The sequence below is a fragment of the Mycolicibacter senuensis genome (genome assembly GCF_003284925.1).
Classification (GTDB): domain Bacteria; phylum Actinomycetota; class Actinomycetes; order Mycobacteriales; family Mycobacteriaceae; genus Mycobacterium; species Mycobacterium algericum_A.
On record NZ_QMEX01000161.1, the window covers coordinates 1 to 7,239 of the forward strand.

6 protein-coding genes and 1 tRNA gene are annotated in these 7,239 nt (G+C 68.8%); 1 reads left to right on the plus strand and 6 read right to left on the minus strand.

From position 1 onward, the window contains the following. The 6 genes from DQP56_RS21160 to argS form a co-directional block, all read right to left on the minus strand. Nucleotides 1-358: Rho termination factor N-terminal domain-containing protein (locus DQP56_RS21160; RefSeq protein WP_205868943.1), on the minus strand; the 358-nt coding region annotated here is incomplete at its 3' end. A gap of 264 nt (nt 359-622) precedes the next feature. After that, on the minus strand, nt 623-1,573 hold the full coding sequence (gene thrB / locus DQP56_RS21165; protein ID WP_112688791.1) for a homoserine kinase: 951 nt from the start codon (nt 1,571-1,573) through the stop codon (nt 623-625). Beyond that, nucleotides 1,573-2,655 (minus strand): threonine synthase, encoded by a 1,083-nt coding sequence (thrC, locus tag DQP56_RS21170; protein WP_112688793.1) that lies wholly within the window; start codon nt 2,653-2,655, stop codon nt 1,573-1,575. The genes thrB and thrC overlap by 1 nt, the downstream gene beginning before the upstream one ends. Continuing rightward, nucleotides 2,652-3,986, minus strand: a complete 1,335-nt coding sequence (locus tag DQP56_RS21175) for a homoserine dehydrogenase (protein WP_112688795.1) — start codon at nt 3,984-3,986, stop codon at nt 2,652-2,654. Before DQP56_RS21175 ends, thrC begins: the two co-directional genes overlap by 4 nt. A 2-nt stretch (nt 3,987-3,988) precedes the next feature. Then, entirely contained in the window at nt 3,989-5,407 is a 1,419-nt protein-coding gene (gene lysA / locus DQP56_RS21180) for a diaminopimelate decarboxylase (RefSeq protein WP_112688797.1), read from the minus strand. Continuing rightward, nucleotides 5,404-7,050 carry an arginine--tRNA ligase gene (gene argS, locus DQP56_RS21185; protein ID WP_112688799.1) on the minus strand — a complete coding sequence of 549 codons (1,647 nt, stop codon included), beginning with the start codon at nt 7,048-7,050 and terminating at the stop codon, nt 5,404-5,406. Before argS ends, lysA begins: the two co-directional genes overlap by 4 nt. A gap of 112 nt (nt 7,051-7,162) precedes the next feature. Here argS and DQP56_RS21190 point away from each other — a divergent pair. Then, nucleotides 7,163-7,238, plus strand: a tRNA-Arg gene (locus DQP56_RS21190). The last annotated feature ends 1 nt before the right edge of the window (nt 7,239 follow it).

Below are 7,239 nucleotides of genomic sequence, written 5' to 3' on the forward strand. Positions count from 1 at the left end.
CGTTGCCGCCGACTTCGCGGATCGCGGCGATCAGCTCGCTCTTGCGCATGCCGGAGGCGCCTTTGACGCCGACGCGGTTGGCCAGCGCGCGCAGCTCGGGCAGCACCATCGCAGACAACGACGGTTCCGCAGCGGTTGCAGCACCGTTGTCCGGTGCCACGGCGGACGCAGAGTCGCTGGTGGCGGGCGTCGAGGTGGCTTGGGAGGCCGACACCGCGGTGTCGTCGCCGGCGGCCTGCGTGCTGGCACCGGAGGCCTCCGAAGCGCCCGGGCCCGAGGTCGGGGAGGCGCTCTGAGAGGTCGACAGCGAAGCCTGTCCGGTGCTGCCTTCAGCCGTGAAGAGGTCCGTTTCGGTCACGGATTTCCTTTCTTCCCTCGTCGGTTTTGTCACGCGAGGGGTTGGGTGCATCCAGCGGAACCGCCGAGTGCGTGTCACCGTCGACTGTTTTAACGGTGATACCCGTATCGACAGCGTCAAATCGCGAGCCGTCAGCTACGAGAAGAATTTGGTGGCGTCCCAGTGACATCGCAGTCTGAGTCAGGTGCTGATGCCGCGAATGCGGGACGGGACCGAGGATAGCCGCCTTGAGTGGCTCGCGCAACAAATACTGCGTGGCGTGCCTCAACCGGGCACCACGACGCCGGAATTCCACTTGACCGCATCACCCACACGCAGCTGCGTCACAGCGAACCCACGCGCCGCCGGCGCCTCAAGCACCTCAGCGGGAAGTTCGGGTGCGGTGCTCAGCGCGATCACCGCGGGCCCGGCACCGGACAGCACGCCGGCGATGCCGTGCTGCCGCAGCAGTTGCAGGTACTGCGCGGACTCAGGCTGCGCCGCGGCGCGCTGGGGCTGGTGCAGCAGGTCCTCGGTTGCCTCCAGCAGCAGATCGGGCCGCTCGGTCAGTGCCACCACCAGCAGCGCGGCGCGACTGACATTGAATCGGGCATCGCGGTGGCTGACCTGTTCGGGCAACAGCATGCGCGTCTCGGCGGTCGACGAACGAAGCTGCGGTATCCCCGGGAACAGGTGGATATCGGGGTGCAACCGCAACGGCACCGCCGAATAGGCGGTCCCACTGCCGTCGGCGCGGTCCGCGGTCCAGGAGACCACCGCGCCACCCAGCACGGCAGCGGCGGCGTTGTCGGGGTGGCCCTCGAACTCCGATGCCAGCTGGACCAAGCGGGATTCCGACAGCCCGGTCCGATCGACTTGCGCGACAAGGCCGTTGACCGCAGCCAAACCGCCGACTACCGCGGCCGCCGACGAGCCCAGTCCACGCTGGTGCGGGATGGCGTTGCGGCAGCGCACCACCATCCCGGGAACGTCGACGCCGACTTCCCCAAGCCCGCGCTGGATACTTTGCACCACAAGGTGATCCGAGGTGAGCGGGACCTGACCGGCGCCCTCCCCCTCGACGTGCACTACCAGCCCGGAGTCGACCGTCTCGACGATGATCTCGTCGTAAAGCCCCAACGCCAGCCCGAGGCTGTCGAAGCCGGGGCCCAGGTTGGCGCTCGACGCCGCCACCGCGACGCTGGTCGTCAACCCGGCCGGTAACAGTTGAACCACTAGGCCAGCCCCAACTCGGCGACGACGGTGGCCGCGTCGACGGGAACCGCGGCGACCTCGGGCAGGTCGCGCAGCGCGGTGTCGGGATCCTTGAGCCCGTTTCCGGTGACGGTGCATACGACGGTCGAACCGCGCGGCACCCAGCCGTCTTCGACTGACTTGACCAGCCCGGCGATGCTGGCCGCCGACGCCGGCTCCACGAAGACACCCTCGGACTCGGCCACCAGGTGGTAGGCGGCCAGAATCTCCTCGTCGGTGGCGGCCAGGAACCGCCCACCGGAATCCACCTGCGCTTCGACGGCCTGGGTCCAGGATGCCGGCGAGCCGATGCGGATCGCGGTGGCGACGGTCTCGGGGTTCTTGACCGGCTCACCGAGCACCAGCGGCGCCGCGCCGGCGGCCTGCGTCCCGAGCATCTTGGGCAGCTTGTCGGTCAGGCCGTCGGCGTAGTACTCGCGGTAGCCCTTCCAGTACGCGGTGATGTTGCCGGCGTTGCCGACCGGCAGCGAGTGGATGTCGGGGGCGGCGCCCAGCGCGTCGACGATCTCGAACGCCGCGGTTTTCTGGCCTTCGATGCGCACCGGGTTCACCGAGTTCACCAGCGAGATGGTCGGGAAGTCGGTGGCCATCTTGCGGGCCAGCTCCAGGCAGTCGTCGAAGTTGCCGTCGATCTGGATGATCTTGGCGCCGTGCATGACCGCCTGTGCCAGCTTGCCCATCGCGATCTTGCCCTGCGGGATCAGCACCGCACAGGTGATGCCGGCCCGCGCGGCGTAGGCCGCCGCCGACGCGGAGGTGTTGCCGGTCGAGGCGCACAGCACCACCTGCTGGCCGCGGGCCACTGCGTCGGTGACCGCCATCGTCATACCGCGGTCCTTGAACGAACCGGTGGGGTTGAGCCCCTCCACCTTGAGGTGCACCGTGCAGCCGAGCTGTTCGGAGATCCGCTTGGCGTGGATCAGCGGGGTGCCGCCCTCGTGCAGCGTGATCGGTGTCCAGTCGTCGCCGACGGGAAGCCGGTCGCGGTAGGCGCCGATCAGGCCGGGCCAGGGCTGGTGGACCGCCGTCCGGGTGGAGCTCACTGATCTGTTCCTTCCAGTCGTAGCACGCTGGCGACCTGCTGTACCGCATCCAGTTCTGCCAGCGCCGCAACGGTTTCCGACAGCGCCGATTCGGCGGCGCGGTGGGTGACCACCACGATACGGGCACCGATCAGTTGGCCTTCGTCGTCGGTCACGCCTTCCTGGCGCACTTCGGCGATGCTCACCTCGTGGGCGGCGAACTCGGATGCGACGGTGGCCAGTACGCCCGGCTTGTCGGCGACATCCATGCTCACGTAGTAGCGGGTCTGGACATCGCCGATCGGCGCGATGGCCAGTTGGGCGTATTTGGACTCACGCGGTCCGCGACCGCCCTGCACCCGGTTGCGGGCCGCCATCACCAGGTCACCCAACACCGCCGAGGCGGTCGGGGAGCCGCCGGCGCCCTGCCCGTAGAACATCAGCCGGCCGGCCGCCTCGGCCTCGACCACCACGGCGTTGAAGGCGCCGTTGACGGTGGCCAGCGGGTGCTCCAGCGGCACCAGCGCCGGGTAGACCCGCGCCGAGACCCGCTGCTGGCCGTCGCGGCCGGAGATGCGTTCGCAGATGGCCAGCAGTTTGATGGTGCATCCCAGCGCGCGCGCCGCGGCGGCGTCCTCGGGGGTGATGTTGGTGATGCCCTCGCGGTAGACGTCGTCGGCGGTCACCCGGGTGTGGAAGGCGATCGAGGCCAGGATCGCGGCCTTGGCGGCGGCGTCGTAGCCCTCCACGTCGGCGGTGGGGTCGGCCTCGGCGTAGCCCAGTGCGCTCGCATCGGCCAGTGCGCTGGCGTAGTCGGCGCCGGTGGAGTCCATCTCGGACAGGATGTAGTTGGTGGTGCCGTTGACGATGCCGGCCACCCGCAGCACGGTGTCACCGGCCAGCGACTGGGTCAGCGGCCGGATCACCGGGATCGCGCCGGCGACGCTGGCCTCGAAGTACATGTCCACGCGCGCGGTCTCGGCGGCCTCGGCCAGCTCGCCGGTGGACCGTGACAGCAGGGCCTTGTTGGCGGTGATGACCGACTTGCCGTGTTTGATCGCCGACAGGATCGCGTTGCGGGCCGGCTCGACCGGGCCCATCAGTTCCACGACGATGTCGACGTCGCTGCGTGACACCAGGGCATCGACGTCGTCGGTGAGCAGTTCGACGGGCACTCCCCGGTCATCCGCCACCCGGCGCACCCCGATGCCGCGCAGCACCAGCGGCGCACCGATCCGGGCGGCGAGGTCATCGGCGCTGGCCTCGAGGATCCGGACGACTTCGCTGCCGACATTGCCGAGTCCCAGGACAGCGACACCCACCGGGTTCACGGGAACATTCGCATCGGACATCCTTAATTCACCTCCAGGCTGATCAGGTCATCGACGGTTTCCCGGCGCAGCATAAGGCGGGCCTTCCCGTCGCGCACCGTCACCACCGCCGGACGGGTGAGCAGGTTGTAGCGGCTGGACATCGAGTAGCAGTAGGCGCCGGTGGCGGCCACGGCGATCAGGTCACCGGGAATCAGGTCCTCGGGGACCCAGGTGTCGCGGACGATGATGTCGCCGGTCTCGCAGTGTTTGCCGACGACGCGCGCCGGCACCGGTTGGGCGGTGCCGCCGCGCGACACCAGCCGGACGTCATAGTGCGCGTCGTAGAGCGCGGGACGGATGTTGTCGCTCATCCCGCCGTCGACGCTGACGTAGCGGCGGCGAGCGGTGGCGCTGATGTCGACGTCTTTGACGGTGCCGACCTCGTAGAGCGTGATGGTGCCGGGCCCGGCGATGGCCCGCCCGGGCTCGACGACCAGCTGCGGGGTCGGCAGGCCGACGGCGGCTGATTCGTCGCGCACTATCGCGGCGAGTTTGCCGGCGAGCTCGTCCATCGGGGGCGGATCGTCCTGCGGCAGATAGGAGATGCCCAGCCCGCCGCCCAGGTCGATGACGGACAGTTGCGCGGTCTTGTCGACACCGAATTCAGCGACCACGTCGCGCAGCAGGCCGATGACCCGGTAGGCGGCCAGCTCGAAGCCGGCGACGTCGAAGATCTGCGAACCGATGTGGCTGTGCAGGCCCACCAGGCGCAGATGGTCGGTGGCGAAAACCCGCCGCACGGCGTCCATCGCCGCGTGGCTGGCGAGCGACAGGCCGAACTTCTGGTCTTCGTGGGCGGTCGAGATGAACTCGTGGGTGTGCGCCTCCACGCCGACGGTGACTCGCACCAGCACGTCCTGCACGACACCGGCTGCCGCGGCGATCGCGTCGAGGCGTTCGATCTCGATCATCGAGTCGAGCACGATGTGACCGACCCCGGCTTCGACTGCGGCCTGCAGCTCTGCGACCGATTTGTTGTTGCCGTGCATCGTGATTCGCTGGGCGGGGAACCCCGCGTGCAGGGCGACGGCCAGCTCGCCGCCGGTGGCGACGTCCAGGCCCAGCCCTTCCTGGTCGATCCACCGGGCGATCTCGCTGCACAGGAACGCCTTGGCGGCGTAGTGCACATGGTCGCCGCCACCGAACGCCTGCGCGATCTCACGGCAGCGGCTCCGGAAGTCGTCCTCGTCGATGACGAACAGCGGGGTGCCGTATTCGGCGGCCAGGTCGGTCACCTTCACTCCGGCGATGCTCACCTGGCCGTCACTTTCTCGAACAGTGTTGCGGGGCCACACATTCGACGCCAGCTCCAGCAGTTCCTGGGAGGTCTGCGGCCGCGGCGGCAGACCGTCGTGGTGGATCTCCTCGGCGTGACGGGGCCCTGCGGGATGGACGTTCACATTCGCTCCGGTGCGCTCACGCCGAGAATGCCCAGCCCGTTGGCGATCACCTGGCGGGTGGCCTGACACAGCGCCAACCGCGCGACGTGCAGATCGGACGGTGATTCGTCGCCCTGCGGCAGCACCCGACAGCTGTCGTAGAACCGGTGATAGTCACCGGCGAGGTCTTCCAGGTAGCGGCACACCCGGTGCGGTTCACGCAGCGCGGCAGCGGTTTTCAGCACCCGGGGGAACTCCCCCAGGTTGCGGATCAGCGTGCCCTCCTTGTCGTGGGTGAGCAGCCCGAGGTGGGCGGTGTCCGGACTCATGCCGAGCTCGGCGGCGTTGCGGGCCAGCGCGGACAGCCGGGCGTGCGCGTATTGCACGTAGTAGACCGGGTTCTCGTTGCTGGCCGATGACCACAGCGCCAGGTCGATGTCGATCGGGGTGTCCACCGAGGAACGGATCAGGCTGTAGCGGGCGGCGTCCACGCCGATGGCCTCGACCAGGTCGTCGAGGGTGATGACGGTCCCGGCACGCTTGCTCATCTTGACCGGCTGGCCGTCGCGGACCAGGTTGACCATCTGGCCGATCAATACCTCGACGGTGGCCGGGTCGTCGCCGAAGGCGGCCGCGGCGGCCTTGAGCCGGGCGATGTAACCGTGGTGGTCGGCGCCGAGCATGTAGATACACAGGTTGAAGCCACGCTCGCGCTTGTCCAGGTAGTAGGCCAAATCGCCGGCGATGTAAGCGGGTTTGCCGTCGCTCTTGATCACGACGCGGTCTTTGTCGTCACCGTAGGCGCTGGTGCGCAACCAGGTGGCGCCGTCTTTTTCGTAGATGTTGTCGTTGGCGCGCAGCCGTTCGATGGCCTGCTCGACGCGGCCGGAGGTGTGCATCGAGTCTTCGTGGGTGAAGACGTCGAAGTCGGTGCCGAACTCGTGCAGCGACTCCTTGATGTGGGTGAACATCAGGTCGACGCCGATGGAGCGGAATGTCTCCTGCGCGTCGGGGCTGTTGAGCGCATCTGGCGCCTTGGCCTGGATTTGCGCCGCGATGTCGGTGATGTAGGCGCCGGCGTAGCCGTCCTCGGGGGCCGGCTCGCCCTTGGCGGCGGCGATCAGCGAGTTGGCGAACCGGTCGATCTGGGCGCCGTGGTCGTTGAAGTAGTACTCGCGGGTGACCGCCGCGCCCTGGCTGGAAAGCAGCCGGCCCAGCGCGTCACCGACCGCCGCCCAGCGGGTACCGCCGATGTGGATGGGACCGGTGGGGTTGGCCGAGACGAACTCCAGGTTGACGTTGAGGCCGTCGAACTCGCCGGAGTGGCCGTAGCCGGCGCCGGCGGCGATGATATTGGCCACGATGGTGCCCTGCGCCGAGGCGTCGAGGCGGATGTTGACGAAGCCGGGACCAGCGGTGTCGGCCGAGGCGATCCCGTCGGCGCGCGCCAGCGCCCCGGCCAGCCAGCCGGCCAGCTCACGGGGGTTGACGCCGACCTTTTTGCCCAGCTGCAAGGCCAGGTTGGTGGCGTAATCCCCGTGCTCGGGGTTGCGCGGCCGCTCGACGATGACCGCCGCGGGCAGCGCGGCGGGGTCCAGGTCGTGCTCGGCCAGCACCGCGGCGGCGGTGGTCTTGAGCAATTCGGCCAGATCGGCGGGGGTCACGGGGGTCCATCCTAGGGTCTTGCGTGGTCAGGCCCCGAATCCGTCCGGTTCTTGGGGTCTCGGTTTCATGCGTTAGTCTGTCGGAGCCCAGTTTGGCGCCCGTAGTTCGTGCGCCCCCGTAGCTCAGGGGATAGAGCGTCTGCCTCCGGAGCAGAAGGCCGCAGGTTCGAATCCTGCCGGGGGCACCAT

Bases quoted from the DNA above. Each gene is read 5' to 3' on its own strand.
- DQP56_RS21175 (WP_112688795.1), bottom strand. From the start codon at position 3,986: ATGTCCGATGCGAATGTTCCCGTGAACCCGGTGGGTGTCGCTGTCCTG.